This window comes from Gelria sp. Kuro-4 (genome assembly GCF_019668485.1).
Taxonomy (GTDB): Bacteria; Bacillota; DTU030; order DUMP01; family DUMP01; genus DUMP01.
The window spans coordinates 1,997,085-2,015,000 of record NZ_AP024619.1; the positions used below are offsets into that span (position 1 = coordinate 1,997,085).

The window sequence follows — 17,916 nt, forward strand, 5'->3', positions numbered from 1 at the left end:
CTTCTCTCCCTCTCTGCCTAACCGGGGAAAGGAAATACTAACCTTACCTATTATAGCCACCGCCCGGAAGGCTTGTCAACCAATTGCTTGTGGAGTGCCTGCCAGCCATTTCCTGTCCACCCGTCTTCCTAGTGTACGTGTCCCTGTCTATGTACATCAGATAGACATCGTAGTTCTGACCGTAGAACCGCCGGCGGTTCCTGAGCACCGCCTCTTTCTTAAAACCGCAGCGCAGGTAACAGCGAATGGCGCGCCGGTTGTAATGGTAGACGCGCAGGTAAACCCGCTTTAGTTTAAGCTCGTTGAAGGCGATGGCCAAAACAGCTTCGATCGCTCGACCGCCTAGCCCTTGCCCGCGGAACCCCGGATCACCGATGCAGATCTTAAGTTCCGCTTCCTTGGTCCGCCAGGTGATCTGGCTTAGTTCCACCTCACCAATAAAGCGATCGGGGGTTACCTCGATCGCCCAGAGTCTGTTGGCAGGTGTCCCTAAGAGCGTCTCGCAGTGCTGGCGATACGTGCGTTCTTTTTCTTCCAGGTGCAGGCCCAGGAGAAACCGTATCTCCTCATCATCATCCCACGCCGCCATGGCCTCGAGGTCTTTTTGGGTGAGTGGTCTTAAACGGACGTATTGCTTCCCTGCCACCGGCCCCGCCTCCCGCAAAAAAAATGCAGTGTAGGTATTCGCCGGTGCTTGTCCCTTTCCTTTCGGTAAATAGCACCAGAACAGGCGGCTACAGTAAATGGAGGCCCCACAGCCTGGCAAGCAGGGGACGGTAGAGGCGCCAGAGAAAAACGGTCGCCGGATTGCGCGCCGCCACCGCCTGGGTGGCAATGAGATCTGCTCGGGTGACCGTTTCTCCTTCGACCCGAATGACCACCTCCCCGACCTTGCTGCCCCGCTCGACGGGAGCCTTCAGCGCCTGCACTTCCAGGCTTTTTTCCACCCGGCCCACCTTTTGCCAGGGAACAACCACGTAGAGGTCCTGCGCCAAACGCGCCGTTACCGCAGGCGTGAGGCCGTTTTTGAGCGGTACGGTTACGGTTTCCCCTGCCTTTCCCGGCTGCAGCAGGCGGCTTTCGGTGTAACCAAAATCGAGGAGCGCAGCGGCGTCACTCCACCGGTCGTCGCTGTGTAGGACCACCGCCACCAGTTGACGCCCGCCCCGGGTCGCCGAAGCAACCAAGCACTGGCCGGCCTCCGCCGTGGTGCCGGTTTTTACCCCGTCGGCGCCGCTGTAACTCCAAAGAAGACGGTTGGTGCTGAAAAAAGAGCGGCCGCCCGAGGGACCGCTGACCACTTTTTCCCGGGCGCGGACGATCTCTTGAAACTTGCTGTTGCGCAATGCGTAGCGCGCGATGGTGGCCAGGTCGTAAGCGGTCGTGTAGTGATCGGGAGCAGGGAGGCCGTGGGGGTTGACAAAGTGCGTATCCCAGGCCCCAATGGCCCACGCCTTCTTGTTCTGCAGGCGGGCAAAGCCTTCCTCGCTTCCGGCCAGGTGTTCGGCGATGGCGACGCAGGCGTCGTTTCCGGATTCCAAAAGCGCCCCCCAGAGCAGTTCTTCCAGCGTCAACCTCTCGCCCGTGCGCAAATAAAGCGAGGAGCCCTCCGTCCAGCTGGCGTAGGGACTCACCGTCACCACATCGCTCAGCCGTCCTCCCTCCAAGGCGACCAACGCGGTTAAGATCTTGGTCGTGCTGGCGGGCGGCCGCCGCTCATAAGGGGTTCGTCCGTAAAGGACCGTCCCCGTGCGGGCATCAAGGAGAACCGCTGCGTCTGCCGTGACTTGGGGCGCAAAGGCCCCGGCCTCCCGCGGTGCGGCGGACAAAAAAAGTAGGAGGGCCAAGCAGAAAAGCCGCCTGCCTTTTTTAAAGGTTTGCACCCACAGCCCCCCCGGCTAGCCCGAGCGCCGCTCCCAGAAGTAGGCGCCGCCCGAAGATCCCGGCCGCCGCCGGCACCGGCCAGAGAAAAACGGCGATGTAGTACGACAGAACGACAAAGAGCGCCCCGCCCACCAGGCCGTGCAGCCAACCGGTGTGGCCGGCATGCCGGCCGGCAACGAAGCCCCCGCTCAGCGCCGCAACTAGTCCCGCCCCATAGGTAAGTGAAGCCAGCTGCAGTTCCAGATCGCCCCAAAAATAGATCAGGGTAGCCACCACAAGGGCCAGCACCAGATAGGTCAAAAAGGACACAAGTGCCCCCCTTAAGACCGCGCCCGGGGAGAAAATCGGCGCTGTGCTGCGTCCGGCCGGGGAAGCTTTAACCATTGCACCCACCCCTCTTTACATCCTTCTTTGGTAATGTACGCAGCCGCCCCGGCCCGCATGACTATTCCCGGCCGCAGATGAAGAAAACAGGCCAGCACCCAGCCTGCTTTCCGCCGTAGCTATTCTTCGGTGCCCGCCCTGCCTTTGTCAGCTCCCACCTCGGTTACCGTCGGTTCTGCGTGCGCTTCCGCTTCCGGTTTTTCCTTGGCCTTCGGTTCCTTGACCTTGGCTTCCTTCAGCACATAGCCGATGGCTTCCCGATTCATCTTCAGTTCCAGGTTGTCGGCGACCTTGAGCCGGATCGTCTTGTCCCTTACCTCGGCGAGGGTGCCGTGGATGCCGCCGATGGTAACCACCTTGTCCCCCTTCTTGAGACCGGCGAGCATCTCTGCGCGTTCTTTGCGCTGCTTCTGCTGGGGGCGAATCACGAGGAAGTAAAAGACGACAAACACCAGGATCATGGGCAGGAGTCCGGCCAGTTGCTGTTGCACCAACATTCCTCCTTGTAGGGGTTTATTTATTTGGTTCGCCATACGGAAGAAAAATCCTGTTATACGCGCGGTTCTTCCCTGTCTTCGATTCCGTAGTGAGCAAAAAACGCCTGCTTGGCCGCCGCAAACCGGTCCTCACTGATGGCGGCGCGGATCTCCGCCATGAGGTGAACCATAAAGTAGAGGTTGTGATACGTCGTCAGCCGGATGCCCAGGATTTCGTCCGCCTTTATGAGATGCCGGATGTAGGCCCGGCTGTAGTTCCGGCAGACGTAGCAGCTGCACTCCGGGTCAAGCGGCCTCAAGTCGCGGGCATGTGCAGCGTTGCGGACCACCAGTTTGCCCTGCCGGGTGAACACGGTACCGTTACGGGCAATGCGGGTGGGTAAAACGCAGTCAAACATATCCACCCCGCGCTCCACCCCCTCCCACAAGCAGTCCGGGCTCCCCACCCCCATCAAGTAACGCGGCTTGTTCTCCGGCAGCCGGGGCAGCACCAGGTCCAGGATGTCATACATCATCGCTTTGGGTTCGCCCACACTGAGCCCCCCGATGGCATAGCCGGGAAAATCCAGCGGCAAGAGCTCCTCCAGGCTTTTAAGGCGCAGCTCCGGAAAAGTCCCGCCCTGGATGATGCCGAAGAGAGCCTGGTCGGGCCGTCGGTGGGCCGCGCGGGCGGCCTCAGCCCAGCGGGTCGTCCTTGCCACAGCCGCCGCTGCCTGCTCGTAACTGGCCGGGAAGGGGATGCACTCATCTAGAACCATGGCGATGTCGGAACCCAGGAGTTCCTGCACCTTAACCGCTTTTTCCGGGGTAAAGTAGTGTTCAGAACCGTCGATGTGCGAGCGGAAGAGCACTCCCTCGGCGGTCAAGCGCCGGAGCGCCCCCAGGCTGAAGATCTGGAAACCGCCGCTGTCCGTAAGGATCGGCCTTTCCCAGTGCATGAAACGATGCAGGCCTCCGGCCGCTGCAATAAGATCGGCTCCCGGCCGCAGGTAGAGATGATAGGTATTGCTGAGAATGATCTGAGCCCCCAGCTCGGTGAGCTCCTCGGGTGTAAGCGTCTTTACCGTCGCCTGGGTACCCACAGGCATGAAAACAGGAGTTTCTACCGCACCATGGGCTGTGGAAAAGGTCCCGCACCGGGCGCGGCTGGTGCTGCTTTTCGCAGTGACCTTGAATCCAAGCTGCATTACCCTGCTCCTTCTCACATGATCAGCATGGCATCGCCGAAGCTGAAAAAGCGATAGCGCTGCCGTACTGCCTCCGCGTAAGCGCGCAGTATTGTTTCCCGGCCGGCGAAGGCCGCTACCAGCATGAGCAAAGTGGATTTCGGCAGGTGGAAGTTGGTGATCAGGGCATCGATGATCTTAAACTTAAACCCTGGGTAAATGAAAAGGTCTGTCCACTCGGCTCCGGCCTTGACCCTACCGCTTCGGCCGGCCGCTTCCAGGGTTCGGACCACGGTGGTGCCTACCGCCACCACGCGCCGCCCCTCTGCCCTGGCGGCATTTATGCGCTCTGCCACCTCCGAACGAATCAGGTAATACTCTTCGTGCATGTGATGCTCCTCGATCCGCTCTTCCCGCACCGGCCGGAAGGTCCCGAGACCCACATGCAGGGTGAGGTACAGGATTTCCACCCCCTGGGAGGCGATGGTCGTAAGAAGTTCCGGTGTGAAGTGCAGGCCGGCCGTCGGCGCCGCCGCCGACCCCAGATGCCGTGCGTACACCGTCTGGTAACGCTCCTGGTCTTTCAGTTCCGCATGGATATAAGGCGGGAGCGGCATGCGGCCGATTTCGTCGAGGAGCGTAAGAAACTCCCCTCCCGCCTTGGAAAAAGCCATAATCCGCCCGCCCTCCGGGGTACGGCCGAGCACGCGCGCGGTGAGCCTCCCTTCGCCAAAAACAAGTTCTTGCCCTTCCGGGCACCGGCGTCCCGGCTTCACCAGCACCTCCCACTGAGCGGGTGCCACTTCTTTAAGAAGCAGCACCTCCACTTTACCACCGCTGTGCGCCCGCCGGCCGAGAAGGCGCGCCGGTAAAACGCGGGTGTCGTTCAGCACCAGCACATCGCCCGCCTTAAGGTAAGAAGGTAGGTCATGAAACACCCTGTGCTCCGTGGCTCCTGTCTGCCGGTTAAGGACGAGGAGGCGGCTTTCATCGCGCCGGGTCAGCGGTGTCTGGGCGATAAGCTCCGGGGGAAGGTCGTAATCAAAGTCCTCTAAGTGCAAGTTATCCGCTCCTTAGTTAATGCGGCTCTTCAGTACGGCTCTATTGTAACGCCCTGGTAGTAGTGAGTCAAAATAGCGCGGTAAAAATCAGGAACAGACGTGCCTTGGTGTTCAGCCATCCCTTTAGCGCCCCACTGTGACATCCCCACCCCGTGTCCATAACCGCGCCCGCGGAAAACAATGCGGCCGGCGCCGGCCCCCCGGCCGCCCACCCGGGTGACGGTCTGGGTCGGGATCATTTTAACTCCGGAAGCAGTCACAGCCCAGGTACCGGGACGAGCCGCCGCCCGCCCGGTGCCCTCCGCGCCCTGCACGGTAACCAATGCTCTGCCTTGAGGTACCGGTGGGGAAGACACGACCGTGAGCCACGTGCTTTTCAGCACCGTTGGTCCCAGCGCCTGGCGCAACTTCTCGGCGGGTATAACCTCCCGGCCGCTGCTTCCCTGTACCGAAAAGGAAGCAACCCGCCCGGAAGGCGTATAGGCCGAGGGTTCTATGGTTTCTACGTCTCCTAAGGCAAAGCCGGCTTGGGCCAGGAGGGCGCTGACCTCTTCCGGCGAGAAGCTGGCTTCCCACTGTGCGTACGGGCTCTGGTCCCACCCATCCTCCACCCCTTTGAGATAGGGCCGGTCGGTTCCCCACACGGCTCCCGCCGCCTCGGTGTGCCCGCCCGAGCTGGCATGGTAGTAAGCGTCGATAAGCTCGCCGTTGTAGCGCAGCACGAGATCGGCCGTCTCCTTAACCGCGCGGTCGGTGGCTGCTGTTTCCACTCCGGCGCCGCCGTAAGCCTGGCAGTGCGTTCCGGCACAGAGGTCGAATCCTTCGCCCGCATGCCGTCCCTGATTTCGATAGGCAAAGGTGCGCGCCGCCACCGCCTGGGCCTTAAGCGCTTCCTCCGGCCAGGTAGGCGGCATCTCGAGCGGTACCGTCCCCCGTAAATAGTCTTCCACCGTCACAACGTTTATTACCACCAGTCCCGCGCCGGTCGCCCGCACCTCAAGACTACCCCGGTAGGGCCGTCCATCCACCCGAAGAAGGTTATCCGCGGCGAGGGGAGCGGCGACGATATGTACCTGCTCCGCACGTCGCCCATCGGGAAGAACCACCTTTTGCCCGTCCACCGTGAGCGTTACCGGCGCCGCACCGGCAGGGGCGCCGAGCGGCCGGCCGGCGGCGTCGGTAAGAACAAAACCGCGTGCTGCGCCTATGACCACCGAAACGGGAGCCGTCAAAAGCCTCACCCTTAGCTGAACCGGCGCCGCCTGGGCGGGGGCGGCCACAAGAAAGAAGGCCAGGAACAAGCCCAGCCCTACTGCTCCATAGTACCTTTTTCCCACCATCTTTAACGCAACCTCCCGTCCTACCTGGGGCTATTCGTGCCCGGTGCTCCTTCCTCCGGCAAGGGCTTGGCCTCGGCCGGCTGCACCAAGTCTCCGGCGGCCACCTTGCGGTCGCCGGCCAGGAGTTCGCGCCAGTGCCCGCCCGCCTCTTTTATGGCCAACTGGACTCCCTTCGTTCGTACATCGGCAGCCGTAAGGGCGAGGCCTTCCGCTTTGGCTTTGAGAAAGGCCAGGTACGATCCTAGGCTCAGGTTTGCGGCCCGGGCGGCGGCGCGCACATTAAGTCCGCCGCTCAGCGCCACCACCTGAACCGCCTCGGAACCGGAGTCCGGTAAGGTCTCTTTAACATAGTCGGCCAGGCGCAGCGCCAGCTCCTGCCGCTCTTCACTGTCGCCGTCGGCCGCCACGGTGAGGAAAAGAACCTGGCCTGACGGCGGACGGAGCTCTCCTTTGTCCTGCGCTTCACGTACCAGCTTGGCTAAACCTTCACCTACCCGCAGCCCCACAAGGCCGTCGGCTTTTGCAGCCGGCTCCGTTTCTGACCCGTCGAGGCGGGTAACGGCGGTAATCCGGTCCCCCGCCCCCACCGCCAGTTCAATGCCTGGCTGAGGGTCCAGGGTAACGTAGTAAGCCGGGCGCTCTACATGCTCGGCCAGCAGCGCCGTCTGCCCTGCCGCCGGCGCCGCCGTGGCCGGCGGGCGTAATGTCTCCACCGGCACCTCAACCCGGGCCAGACCAATAGCTATGATGAGAGCGGCGGCAATAGCCGCCAGGGTCCTGCTTAGCTCCGGGAAAAGGTTCCTCTCCCTGCCGAGGAGCACAGCCTGTCCCAACCGCACACAACCTCGCCGGGGTAACTCAAGGAACTCCCCTTCGGGTGTCACCACCACAACGCTTGTTTCATGCACTTCTACGACAATGCCCTTGACCTGCAATGTCTCCCCCCCTCGCAATGTAGTTCTTGGACCGACCTCCAACGGCTTTGCGGCGGACTTTCTCCCGGCACGCGCTCGTGCTACGGTTCACGGAAGTATTCTTTGAGATGGTTGAACTCGCCGCGCAATACCAACACCACGGCCAGAATATACTTTCGCTGCCGTTCCAGGGTTTTACGGCTCACGCCCACCTTCCGGGCTATTTCACTGAGGGGCAGGGTTTTGCGCTCGTCCAGGGCCAGCAGCCAGGCCGGGGTGGCGGCAATCTGCTTCGCTACCTTGATGGCCCTGAGCCGCGCGTCGCGGTGGCGCGGGCAGGCAAGGGCCACTTCGCGAAAGCTCACGCCGTATTCGGCCAGGTGTGCCTTGAGCGCAATGATTTCCTCCCTTCTCTCCAACTCTTCTTCGCTGGCGGCCGCCTGGTTTTCCTGCAAACGGTCGAGAAGCTGTCCCTGCGTTTCGGTTTCTGTCCCTTCCAGAACCGTGAGCGGGATTTCCTGCTGACGCCGCTGTTCATGGCGATAAAAGTCCAGCAGGCGGCGCCGGATAACCAGCTCGGAAAACTTGAGAAAGGAGTTTCCTTTCCTATCGTTATAGGCATCGATGGCCTCGTTGAAAGCAAGGAGACCGATGCTGCCTTCATCGTCTTCACCCAAGCGAATGTACCGACCAGAGACCTTGGCTGCTATGGCCAGGATAAAGGGGGTGTAATCCTGGATGAGCCTTTCACGTGCCTCCGGAGCCCCTCTCTTCGCCAACGCGAGAAGGTCCTCCCTCATTCCGGGCTTCACCACCCCTCGTAAGCTTCCTCCAGGTTTCGTCAGCGGTGAAACAGGTTGAGAATCAGGGTTAGAAGCAGGCTCAAAACAAGGCTAGTCACCAAGGGAAAGTAAAAGGTGAAATTGCCGCGCTGGATCAAAATATCTCCCGGCAACCGTCCCCAGTGAAACAAGCGGCCGAAGAACGCCAGGAGACCACCGACGATCAGCAAGAAAGCACCCAGCCCCATGAGCAGCCTTCCAAATCCTTCCCAACCAGACACTCCTTCACCTCCCTTCATGGATGGAGAGTTGCTCGAGCCCCGGGGCCGGTAAACCCAAATGGCGGTATGCGCGCGCCGTCACCACCCGCCCGCGGGGCGTACGCTGCAGCAATCCTTGTTGCAGCAGGTAGGGTTCGTACACTTCCTCGATGGTGCCGGCATCCTCGCTGAGACTGGCCGCGAGGGTGTCCACGCCCACGGGACCGCCGCCGAAGTTCGCGATCATGGTCTTCAGGAGCTCCCGGTCGGTGCGGTCGAGGCCGAGAGGATCCACCTCCAGGCGGGCGAGCGCTTCTTTGGCTGTCTGTTCAGTAAGGACAGCTTCGCCTTTGATTTGCGCAAAGTCCCGGACCCGCTTCAGGAGCCGGTTCGCCACCCGCGGCGTTCCGCGCGAACGCCTGGCCACCTCCCGCGCCGCTTCCGGCGCGATTTTAACGCCCAGAATGGCAGCGGTACGGCGGATGATACTGCTCAAAGACTCCACGTCATAGTATTCCAGCCGGGCGACCACGCCGAAACGGTCCCTGAGGGGCGAGGTCAAAAGCCCGATGCGGGTCGTGGCACCCACCAGGGTAAAATGTACCAGGTCAAGCCGCAAGGAACGTGCGCTCGGCCCCTTACCCACAACGATATCGAGGGCGAAATCCTCCATCGCCGGGTAAAGGATCTCCTCCACCGTACGGCTCAACCGGTGGATCTCGTCGATAAAGAGAACATCGCCCGTACCCAGGCTGGTCAGAAGCGCCGCCAAGTCGCCCGGTCTTTCAATGGCCGGGCCTGAGGTTATGTGTATACCTACCCCCAGTTCGCGGGCTATGATGCGCGCCAGGGTCGTCTTGCCTAAACCCGGCGGCCCGTAAAGGAGAACATGATCCAGCGTCTCCCCGCGCAGCAGGGCCGCTTTGATAAAAACCTCCAGGTTGGCCTTGGCCCGGTCCTGGCCGATAAAATCGCTCAGCTTCTGCGGGCGCAGGGTCACCTCAAGTTCTGTGTCCCCGGGCAGCGCTTCTCCCGCTACAATTCGCTCTTTCATCGTGTACTACCTCTTCCGTAATGCTTCCAAGGCCGCCCGCACCCTGGCAGCCGCCTCCAAATCCGCCGGCACCTGGCGCAGCGCTTCCTCTGCCTCTCCCGCCGTGTAGCCCAGCTCCAGCAGGGCCGCGCTCGCCAGGTCTTCCTCCGCCAGAGCCGCCGGCGCGGCCGCCGCGGCCTCATCCGTCGCCAGGGCGCCCAGCTTCTCCTTAAGTTCAAGAACAATCCGTTGGGCCGTTTTCTTGCCCACCCCGCTCACCCGCACAAGGGACGCCACATCACCGGCGCGCACCAGGTTAAGGACTTGGGCCGCCGTAAAGGTGGAAAGCACAGCCAGGGCCAGGCGCGGGCCGATACCTTCCACCCCCAGGAGGGAGGTGAAGACCGTACGCTCCAAAGGCGAGGCAAACCCAAACAGCTGTAAAGCATCCTCGCGCACGTGAAGGTAGGTGTAGACGTGTGCTTCCTCGCCTACAGCGGGGAGTTCCACCGCCGTGCTGCTCGATACCTTAAGGCCGAAACCGACCCCGTTCACTTCTATGACGACAAACCCCGGGGTTTTGTTCACCAGCGTTCCCCGCAGGAACTCAAACAGACCGGCCACCCCCCCGGCGGCTGCGTTCCATAAAGCGGGCCACCTGGGCATGACAAAGGGCAATGGCCAGCGCGTCGGCTGCATCGTCCGGTTGCGGTAACGCCGTCAGGTTTAGCGTGCGGTAGAGCATTTCCTGGATCTGGCGCTTATCGGCCCGGCCGTAACCTACAACCGCTTGCTTTACCTCCGGAGGTGTATACTCGACCACCGGCAGCCCCAGTTCCGCCGCGGCTAGCAGGACTACGCCGCGCGCCTGCGCCACCATCATGGCCGTGCGGGTGTTTTTACTAAAGAAAAGTGCTTCTATCGCCAGCGTCTCCGCTCCCCAGGCCAAGACCTCCTGCAGGCGCTGGTGGAGCAGCAGCAGGCGCTCGGGCATGCTGAGGTCTGCCGGGGTCTCCAAACACCCGTAGCGGTGAACAAGACTGGTACCGGCGCTTGTCTCGACCAGCGCGTAACCACAGCGGCCTATCCCCGGGTCGATCCCGCAGATTCGCATCTCTTTCCCGGCCTCCTTGTTAGTATCTTTCTACGCCGGTCGAGTAAAATCCTTTTTCAGGTAAGCATGCCGCGCTTTGTCAAGCCGGGAGAGAAAAGACAAGGGAACGCAAAAAAGGAGGGCCCGGCTAATTCATCAGGCCCTCCAGGACTTGCGACAGCTGCTCCTTGTTCTCGATGGCGATTCCTGTCCTGAGATCCAGCAAGGCCTCTTCCGGGAGGCCGCTGGTCGAGATTCCGGTGCGCTCCTTTATCTCGTGGGGCCCCTCCGGCGTGCCGTAGAACACCACCACTTCCTCCCCGTCGAGGCCGACAAACAGCTTTTCGCGACACAGCGGGCAGAGCCCGGGACGGGTGGCTTTCAGGACGAGATTGTCGTCGCTGGCTGTTACATCCCACGCCGGGTAAAGCGCCGTAAGATCAGCCAGGCCCAGCCCGCGCTGCGAGGAAGGAAACGGTTTTTCTTTCTTCTCAACGTGACCGCAGGTTTCGTACGTCACTTCCTCCACCAAACGGGCGGCCGGACCGGCAACAAACCTGGATTCCCGCGGCGGCGCGGGCTGCCTGTTCGCCCAGCGCCTGGCGCCCAAGAGTCCAAAAGAGACCAGCACCACCACCAGGATAATGCCGAGCCACAATCGCACCTTGCGCGTGTTCATGTAAGCCCTCCTTGCGTTGATCCTCCTTTATCGAACTAGCATTCCCGGTGGGCGGCCGGTTTAAACGTCTGCGGACCGGGCGGCAATCCGCAGCCCAGGTTAGGGCGGCGGCTTGTCCCATGGTCCCCGGATGTTCGCACGCCAGTCTAGTGCGCCTGAAGGTGGCAAGAGCACTGCGCAAAAAAAATGAGCGCCTGTAAGCGCTCACCGGGCACTAACTGCCCAAAGAAGCCAAGACCTCATCCGGAATTTCAAAGTTGGCGTAAACCTCTTGTACGTCGTCCTGTTCCTCAAGTTCCTCCATGAGTTTAAGCATTTGTTCCGCATCCTTGCCCTGAAGTTCCACGGTCGTCTGCGGTATTCTGGTGATCTCCGCCTCGCTGAAGGTATAACCCTGGTTCGCGAGGTTTTCCCGCACCGTCCCAAAATCGGCGGGATCAGTGATGATCTGCAGGCTATCCTCGTCTTCTTTTACATCTTCCGCCCCGGCTTCCAGAGCGTCGAGGATCGCCTCATCCGGCGTTTTGCTCAGATCTGCACGGTTCAGAACCAAGCTACCCTTTTGACTGAACATCCAGGCCACGCAACCGGTCTCGCCCAGATTACCGCCATGGCGGGAAAAGATGTGGCGAATCTCAGCAGCCGTGCGATTGCGGTTGTCGGTTAGGATCTCCAGCATGACGGCTACGCCTCCCGGACCATAGCCCTCATACACGAGCTCCTCGTAATCGGCACCATCCTGCGAGCCCGAAGCCCGGGCAATCACCCGCATGATGTTATCGTTGGGCATGTTGACCGAACGCGCCTTCTCTATGGCCATTTTCAGGCGCAGATTGCTATTCGGATCGGGGCCGCCGTGCTTCACGGCCACCATAAGTTCCCTGCCGATGCGGGTGAAGATCCTGCCTCGTTCTGCATCGGCCTTGGCTTTCTTGTGTTTGATATTGGCCCACTTAGAGTGTCCTGACATGTTTTCACCCCGTTTACTGCGCGTGCCGGGAGTTACGCGCTCCAAACTAGGAACCACAAATCCCTCGTTAAGTTATTTTACCATAGGATAAGGAGCCTTGAAAAGGAGAAACCTGGCTTCGGGCCAGGTTAGACGCCGTCTCAGAAGCCGGGGATAGGAGGAAGGCGCCGCTTGTGCTCGCTTCTTTGCTGCATGGTCCTGATGCGCGCCACCACCTCCGGGCGGCCCTCGCCGGTGCGGATGTAGTGGTCCAGTTCGGCATAACTGAACCCCAGCTCGCTTTCATCGGTTTGTCCTTCCCAGAGCCCGGCGGAAGGCGCCTTCCGGATGATCTCTTCCGGAACGCCCAGGTGCCGAGCCACTTCCCGCACCTCCTGCTTAACCAGGTTGCCCAGGGGAAGAAGATCCACCCCGGCGTCGCCGTACTTGGTAAAGTAACCCACCGTAAGCTCGCTCTTGTTGCCCGTGCCCAAAACCAGGTAGTTATGCTGCGTCGCCAGGTAGTAAAGCGTTACCATGCGCAGCCGCGGCTTGATGTTGGCCAGCGCCAGGGCCTTGGGCTCGCCGGCCTCTGCCGTTTTTAACCGGGCAAGTAGGGTATCGTACGCCGTATCGAGCACGACCTCCCGCACCGGAACGGAAAACGCCGCCGCCACCAACCGGGCATGTTCCGCATCGCGGGGCAGGCTGTGGCAGGGCATGATCACCCCGAGGACTGCCTCCGGGAAGGCGCGTTTGGCCAGCCCGACCACCACCGCCGAGTCTATCCCCCCGCTGAGGCCGACGACTGCTCCCTCGGCCCCGGCTTCTGTCACCCGTTCCCTGATCCAACCTGTCAGCCGGTTTACTAATTCACCCGTCTCCATGTTCTTCTGCCTGCCTTTCCTTTCCAGGTTGCCTGGGCCCCCAGCCCTTTTATTTTCTCCTTCTTTTCCTGGAATCCTGCAGGCAACGAAGTGCAGCTGAGACAAGGAATCCTACAGGGAACTTTGGCTGCTCCAGCGTTGGGCTATGGGCATGCGCCGCCCGTCCCCAAAGTGGCGGCTGGTAACGCGCAGGATGGGCGGGGCCTGACGGCGCTTATACTCAGCACGCGCCACCAGGCGCATGATGCGCTCGACCACCTTAGTAAGGTCGAGGATTTGCTGGACGGCTGCGCCTTCTTCGCCGGCCGCCGCCTGTTCCTCGCCGGCAGCTGAGACTCGACCGACCAGCTCTTTGGGCAGGCCGGCTTCAGCCGCCAGCAGCCCGACGATTTCCTTAAGCGAGCAGTTCTCCTCGACGAACTTCTTCAGCACAAAGTCGAGCAGCGGATACGGCGGTAGAGAATCAGTATCCTTCTGGTCCGGCCTGAGCTCCGCGGAAGGAGCCTTGGTAAGAATGGCCTCCGGAATAAGCTGCGGTCGCAGCGTGTTGATATGGCGGCAGAGCTCGTAAACCATGGTCTTGGGAACATCGCCGATGACGGCTAAACCGCCGGCCATATCACCATAGAGCGTCGCGTAGCCCACCGCGAGCTCGCTTTTATTACCCGTGGTAAGGAGCAGCCGGTTTTCCCTGTTGCTCATGAACATGAGGAAATTGCACCGGATACGGGCCTGGGCATTCTCTTCAGCCACATCGAGGCGCGGCGGCCCGCCGCCGTTCATCTCCCCCAGCAAGGCGGCAAAGACCTGCTCGATGGGCTTTACTGCGTACTCCACGCCCAAGTTGTACGCCAAGGAAGCTGCATCGGCAACGCTCCTGCTGCTGGAATAGCGGGAGGGCATGGAGACGCACTTTACGTTTTCGGGGCCCAGGGCTTCCGCCGCCAGCACCGCCACGAGCGCTGAGTCTATGCCGCCGCTCAGCCCCACCAGCGCCCGCCTGAATCCCGTTTTGCGGCAGTAGTCCCGGATCCCCATCACAAGCGCTTTACGCACCCACTCCATGTCTTCCGGTGGGAAAGGCTCCACCTGCCGGGCGGCACGCGCCTCCTCGCCCAGATTGACCAGCGCCAAATCTTCGGCGAAGGGCCGGCAACGGGCGAGCAGCTCTCCGCCCGGTCCGACGGCGAAACTGCAACCGTCGTAGAGAAGGTCGTCGTTGCCGCCCACCTGATTAACGTAAACCACCGGGCGCCGGTGGTGCCGGGCCAGCGCCTGCACCATACCGAGGCGCAGCGCTTGTTTGCCATAATGGTACGGGCTCCCGGAGATGTTTATGATCACCTCGGCCCCGGCCGCCACCAGTTCCTCCACGGGGTCCACCGGGTAACGGACGTCTTCCCAGAAGGCCTTGTCGTTCCAGATATCCTCGCAAATGGTCACCCCCAGGCGCACACCCCGGAAGGATATGGGGGCGCGGCGCGGCGCCGGCTGGAAGTAACGGTTCTCGAAAAATACATCGTAGGTTGGAAGAAGTGTCTTGGCCTGGACGCCGGTCACCTCCCCGCCGGCCACCAGAACGGCGGCGTTGAAGAGGTGAGGCGCCAGGCTGGCACCGGGAAGCGGCAGGCCCAGCAGGACACCGATGTCGCGCGTCGCCGGTAGGATGACGCGGCGCAGCATGGCGCCGCACTCCTGTACGAAGTCAGGCAGGAGCAGCAGGTCCTGGGGCGTGTAGCCCGGAAGGCTGAGCTCCGGAAAAACCACCAGGTCCGCTCCCTGCTCTTTCGCCGCCGCGATGAACTTGAGCATACGCTCGGCATTGCCTTTAAGGTCACCAATGGTCGGGTTCAGTTGCGCCAGGGCGATCTTCATTCCCGTACCCTTCTTTCTCGGCGCTTCACCGCGCGGGACGCCCTTCTCTGGGTGGGACTTTCAAGGCAACTTCACGCCGCAGGAGGAACGGCTCCCAGGCTTGCCATGGGCGCCTCTCAATTATGTTATAGCACCGCCCTCGCACTGCCTTCAAGGGAGAAAACCTCACGCCCTCTCCGGCCGCACCGCAGGCGGCGGCAACATGCAGCAAGGCCGCACCTCGACATACGAAGTGCGGCCTTGGCAAATATCTTCCGGCAACGGCCTACTCTCCCAGGGCGAGGCCCAAGTACCATCGGCGCTGGAGGGCTTAACTTCCGTGTTCGGGATGGGAACGGGTGTGGCCCCTCCGCTCAAGTCACCGGAAATATTAGTCGCCCATGTCCCTGCCCCTTACCCAGCTTCCTACCATGTCGGCACATTGCTTCTAAGGTAAGGCGACAGGTCGCTTCATCCCTGAAACAGATACCTTAATCGCTTCCTACCCCGTCCTGCGTGTTGCGCTCCCTGCAGACACGCTCTTCGGCGCGACCTGTCCCGCAGGGCAACCCAGGGTCACATGTTTTACGCAAGGTACCATTGCCTTGAAGGCTGCCTGCGCCTTCAAAACAAAAGAGCGAGCGAATTAGGTCAAGCCCTCGACCTATTAGTACCAGTCAGCTGAGGAGGTTACCCTCCTTACACACCTGGCCTATCTACCTCGTCATCTGCAAGGGGTCTTACTGGCCTGTGCCATGGGAAACCTCATCTTGGGGTGGGCTTCACACTTAGATGCTTTCAGCGTTTATCCCGTCCGGACTTGGCCACCCAGCGTTGCCGTTGGCACGACAACTGGTACACCAGCGGTCCGTCCATCCCGGTCCTCTCGTACTAGGGACGGCTCCCCGCAAGTTTCCTGCGCCCGCGATGGATAGGGACCGAACTGTCTCACGACGTTCTGAACCCAGCTCACGTACCGCTTTAATGGGCGAACAGCCCAACCCTTGGGACCTACTTCAGCCCCAGGATGCGATGAGCCGACATCGAGGTGCCAAACCTCCCCGTCGATGTGAACTCTTGGGGGAGATAAGCCTGTTATCCCCGGGGTAGCTTTTATCCGTTGAGCGATGGCCCTTCCACTCGGAACCACCGGATCACTAAGCCCGACTTTCGTCCCTGCTCGACGTGTCTGTCTCGCAGTTAAGCTCCCTTCTGCCTTTACACTCTTCGGCGCGATTCCCAACCGCGCTGAGGGAACCTTTGGGCGCCTCCGTTACCCTTTGGGAGGCGACCGCCCCAGTCAAACTGCCCGCCTGACACGGTCCCTCAGCCGGTTCACGGCTTGAGGTTAGAACTTCAGTGTCGCCAGGGTGGTATCCCAAGGTCGGCTCCACCGGGCCTGGCGGCTCGGCTTCTCTGCCTCCCACCTATCCTGTACAGGCCACACCAAAATCCAATGTCAGGTTACAGTAAAGCTCCACGGGGTCTTTCTGTCCAGTCGCGGGTAACCTGCATCTTCACAGGTATTGCAATTTCACCGAGTCCCTCGTTGAGACAGCGCCCAAGTCGTTACGCCTTTCGTGCGGGTCGGAACTTACCCGACAAGGAATTTCGCTACCTTAGGACCGTTATAGTTACGGCCGCCGTTTACTGGGGCTTCGGTTCAAGGCTCTCACCCTTCCCCTTAACCTTCCAGCACCGGGCAGGCGTCAGCCCCTATACGTGGTGTTTCCACTTGGCAGGGACCTGTGTTTTTGGTAAACAGTCGCTTGGGCCTTTTCACTGCGGCCCGCCCGGGCTTCGGGCGTTCGCCCTACTCCCAGGCCGGCGCCCCTTCTCCCGAAGTTACGGGGCCATTTTGCCGAGTTCCTTAACGAGGGTTCTCTCGCGCGCCTCGGGATTCTCTCCCCGCCTACCTGTGTCGGTTTGCGGTACGGGCACCTTCGGCCTCGCTAGGGGTTTTTCTCGGCAGTTTGGGCTCGGTCGCTTCGCAGCCGTAGCCGCTCCCCATCACCTCTCGGAACCCACGGGGGGATTTGCCTCCCCGCTCTTCCTACCGGCTTGGACGCACTCTTCCACCCGTGCGCTCGACCTACCCTCCTGCGTCACCCCGTCGCTCAAACGGCCTCAGGTGGGGCCGGAATTTTAACCGGCTGTCCATCGCCTACGCCTTCCGGCCTCGGCTTAGGTCCCGCCTGACCCTGAGCGGACGATCCTTCCTCAGGAATCCTTAGGCTTACGGCGGGCAGGATTCTCACCTGCCTTTTCGCTACTCATACCGGCATTCGCTCTTCCTTACGGTCCACACACCCTCCCAGGTATGCTTCTACCCGTAAGGAACGCTCCCCTACCATGTTGGCGGTGGGCTGCAGCCAACCGCCATCATCCGAAGCTTCGGTGCTGGGCTTGAGCCCCGTGTATTTTCGGCGCAGGATCACTCGACCAGTGAGCTATTACGCACTCTTTGAATGAATGGCTGCTTCTAAGCCAACATCCTGGCTGTCTGGGCGATCCCACATCCTTATCCACTTAGCCCAGCTTGGGGACCTTAGCTGTCGGTCCGGGCTCTTTCCCTCTTGACCACGAACCTTAGCGCCCGTAGTCTGACTCCCAGGGTCCAAGCTGCGGCATTCGGAGTTTGAATGGGTTCGGTAACCCGGTAAGGCCCCTAGCCCAATCAGTGCTCTACCTCCGCAGCTCATCCCTGAGGCTAGCCCTAAAGCTATTTCGGGGAGAACCAGCTATCTCCGGGTTCGATTGGCATTTCACCCCTACCCACAGCTCATCCCCCAGTTTTTCAACACTGGTGGGTTCGAGCCTCCACGAGGTTTTACTCTCGTTTCACTCTGGCCATGGGTAGATCACCCGGTTTCGGGTCTGCGTACAGCTACTTGCGCCCTTTCAGACTCGCTTTCGCTCCGGCTCCGGCTTTTCGGCCTTAACCTCGCAACTGTACGCAACTCGCCGGTTCATTCTTCAATAGGCACGCGGTCGTCCGGCACTCAATCCGCAAGTCTAAGTTCTTCTGTCCGCTGCCTTTCCTTTGCGGGAAACGCCCTTGCGGACTTCCTCTGCTTAAACTCGCCGATTGAGTGCCGGACTTCCACGGCTTGTGGACACACGGTTTCAGGTT

Annotated in this window: 17 protein-coding genes and 2 rRNA genes (1 of these 19 cut by a window edge); all 19 read right to left on the reverse strand. The window is 61.1% G+C overall.

Features of this window, described 5'->3' with window-relative positions:
* Positions 1-43: 43 nt before the first annotated feature.
* A complete protein-coding gene (locus K5554_RS10020; RefSeq protein ID WP_221038344.1) occupies positions 44-646 on the reverse strand; it encodes a GNAT family N-acetyltransferase in 603 nt (200 codons plus the stop codon).
* A gap of 88 nt (positions 647-734) precedes the next feature.
* A complete protein-coding gene (locus K5554_RS10025) occupies positions 735-1,847 on the reverse strand; it encodes a D-alanyl-D-alanine carboxypeptidase family protein (RefSeq protein WP_221038345.1) in 1,113 nt (370 codons plus the stop codon).
* A 22-nt stretch (positions 1,848-1,869) separates the two neighbouring features.
* A complete protein-coding gene (locus tag K5554_RS10030) occupies positions 1,870-2,268 on the reverse strand; it encodes a TIGR04086 family membrane protein (protein ID WP_255565371.1) in 399 nt (132 codons plus the stop codon).
* A gap of 119 nt (positions 2,269-2,387) precedes the next feature.
* Entirely contained in the window at positions 2,388-2,759 is a 372-nt protein-coding gene (yajC, locus tag K5554_RS10035; protein WP_221038347.1) for a preprotein translocase subunit YajC, read from the reverse strand.
* 59 nt (positions 2,760-2,818) lie between these two features.
* Positions 2,819-3,952, reverse strand: a complete 1,134-nt coding sequence (gene tgt / locus K5554_RS10040; RefSeq protein WP_221038348.1) for a tRNA guanosine(34) transglycosylase Tgt — start codon at positions 3,950-3,952, stop codon at positions 2,819-2,821.
* A gap of 14 nt (positions 3,953-3,966) precedes the next feature.
* Positions 3,967-4,992, reverse strand: coding sequence for a tRNA preQ1(34) S-adenosylmethionine ribosyltransferase-isomerase QueA (gene queA, locus K5554_RS10045; protein ID WP_221038349.1), 1,026 nt, complete (start codon positions 4,990-4,992; stop codon positions 3,967-3,969).
* Positions 4,993-5,021: 29 nt separating this feature from the next.
* On the reverse strand, positions 5,022-6,332 hold the full coding sequence (locus K5554_RS10050; RefSeq protein ID WP_221038350.1) for a SpoIID/LytB domain-containing protein: 1,311 nt from the start codon (positions 6,330-6,332) through the stop codon (positions 5,022-5,024).
* A gap of 20 nt (positions 6,333-6,352) precedes the next feature.
* Positions 6,353-7,267 carry an anti-sigma factor domain-containing protein gene (locus K5554_RS14580; RefSeq protein ID WP_305038857.1) on the reverse strand — a complete coding sequence of 305 codons (915 nt, stop codon included), beginning with the start codon at positions 7,265-7,267 and terminating at the stop codon, positions 6,353-6,355.
* Between the two features lie 80 nt (positions 7,268-7,347).
* Positions 7,348-8,025, reverse strand: a complete 678-nt coding sequence (gene sigI, locus K5554_RS10060; RefSeq protein ID WP_221038351.1) for an RNA polymerase sigma-I factor — start codon at positions 8,023-8,025, stop codon at positions 7,348-7,350.
* A gap of 62 nt (positions 8,026-8,087) precedes the next feature.
* The gene (locus tag K5554_RS10065) at positions 8,088-8,276 is read right to left on the reverse strand and encodes a DUF2905 domain-containing protein (RefSeq protein WP_255565615.1); all 189 of its coding nucleotides are present in this window, start codon (positions 8,274-8,276) and stop codon (positions 8,088-8,090) included.
* A 37-nt stretch (positions 8,277-8,313) separates the two neighbouring features.
* The gene (ruvB, locus tag K5554_RS10070) at positions 8,314-9,342 is read right to left on the reverse strand and encodes a Holliday junction branch migration DNA helicase RuvB (RefSeq protein WP_221038353.1); all 1,029 of its coding nucleotides are present in this window, start codon (positions 9,340-9,342) and stop codon (positions 8,314-8,316) included.
* Between the two features lie 6 nt (positions 9,343-9,348).
* Positions 9,349-9,945, reverse strand: a complete 597-nt coding sequence (gene ruvA, locus K5554_RS10075; protein WP_221038354.1) for a Holliday junction branch migration protein RuvA — start codon at positions 9,943-9,945, stop codon at positions 9,349-9,351.
* The gene (ruvC, locus tag K5554_RS10080; protein ID WP_221038355.1) at positions 9,929-10,435 is read right to left on the reverse strand and encodes a crossover junction endodeoxyribonuclease RuvC; all 507 of its coding nucleotides are present in this window, start codon (positions 10,433-10,435) and stop codon (positions 9,929-9,931) included. Before ruvC ends, ruvA begins: the two co-directional genes overlap by 17 nt.
* Positions 10,436-10,562: 127 nt before the next feature.
* Positions 10,563-11,093, reverse strand: a complete 531-nt coding sequence (locus K5554_RS10085; RefSeq protein ID WP_221038356.1) for a BofC C-terminal domain-containing protein — start codon at positions 11,091-11,093, stop codon at positions 10,563-10,565.
* Positions 11,094-11,307: 214 nt separating this feature from the next.
* On the reverse strand, positions 11,308-12,063 hold the full coding sequence (locus K5554_RS10090; protein ID WP_221038357.1) for a YebC/PmpR family DNA-binding transcriptional regulator: 756 nt from the start codon (positions 12,061-12,063) through the stop codon (positions 11,308-11,310).
* Positions 12,064-12,203: 140 nt separating this feature from the next.
* A complete protein-coding gene (locus K5554_RS10095; protein WP_221038358.1) occupies positions 12,204-12,929 on the reverse strand; it encodes an NAD+ synthase in 726 nt (241 codons plus the stop codon).
* A gap of 111 nt (positions 12,930-13,040) precedes the next feature.
* On the reverse strand, positions 13,041-14,804 hold the full coding sequence (locus tag K5554_RS10100; protein ID WP_221038359.1) for an NAD+ synthase: 1,764 nt from the start codon (positions 14,802-14,804) through the stop codon (positions 13,041-13,043).
* A gap of 252 nt (positions 14,805-15,056) precedes the next feature.
* A 5S ribosomal RNA gene (gene rrf, locus K5554_RS10105) occupies positions 15,057-15,170 on the reverse strand.
* Positions 15,171-15,430: 260 nt separating this feature from the next.
* Positions 15,431-17,916, reverse strand: a 23S ribosomal RNA gene (locus K5554_RS10110) (it continues 580 nt past the right edge of the window).